This window comes from Aquimarina acroporae (genome assembly GCF_023195925.1).
Lineage (GTDB): Bacteria > Bacteroidota > Bacteroidia > Flavobacteriales > Flavobacteriaceae > Aquimarina > Aquimarina acroporae.
Genome location: NZ_JALPRE010000010.1, coordinates 1 through 819 on the forward strand (window position 1 = coordinate 1; position 819 = coordinate 819).

The following is an 819-nucleotide window of genomic DNA, read 5'->3' on the forward strand; positions in this document are numbered from 1 at the left end:
ATTCATAATTGCTCCGGCTACACAAGAAATACTAGAGCTAAAAGCAATGTAAAATAGTAATTTATATAAATGCATAATGCTCAAAAAGTTATTCTCTGTTTTGGATTTCATATCATCAATTTCCTTTGGAGATAATTCAGGGTTGTTTAAAATACTTTGTTTTCTATTACGCTCTAAGATATTAGTTGCAAAATCCGTGTCTATAACATTTTTGTAGAACAATAACCAAATAACACTAAAAATAAAGATATAGACACTCATCCCAATGCCAATTTTTATTGCTTCGCTAAATTGTAAAAATCCATTATTATTCTTTTTGAATTTGTAAATACAATAGGGGATTCCACCTATATAAAAAAATAATTCTATTATTATTGCTTCTGTATTCCATTTTTTTGGGGCGCTCAAAGAGTTGAAAATTAAATAGATCAAAACCCTGTATAATAACCATATGCACCCGTAGATTACCCCGTATTTTATAATATGTTTATTGATTGAGGTTTTTTTCGTTTCCATGGTTAAATAACAATTAACTCAAAGTTTTTCTTTCTTGTTCATAATTGCTCCGGCTATAGAGGCAATAAAAGAACTAGTTGTAATATGGAATAATAAAGTATATAATTTTATTTTTAAATCGAATTTACTTCTGGCAGTTGATGTTATTTTATCAATCTCTTTTGCAGATAATTCGGGATTGTTAAACATCTTAGTCTCTCTATTTCTTTCAAGAATATTGCTTAAATACTCTGGGTTTATAATGTTTGTATAAAATAAATACCAAATTTCATTATAGATGAAACTAAAAATACCAAGGAAAAA

The 819-nt window shown here is 27.1% G+C and carries 2 protein-coding genes; both read right to left on the bottom strand.

Going from position 1 to position 819, the window contains the following annotated elements; all coding sequences use genetic code 11:
* Window positions 1–516 (bottom strand): DUF4199 domain-containing protein (locus M0D21_RS15795; protein ID WP_248331284.1); only part of this gene is annotated, 516 nt, incomplete at its 3' end.
* Between the two features lie 18 nt (window positions 517–534).
* The coding region (locus tag M0D21_RS15800) for a hypothetical protein (RefSeq protein WP_248331287.1) at window positions 535–819 on the bottom strand (285 nt) is incomplete at its 5' end.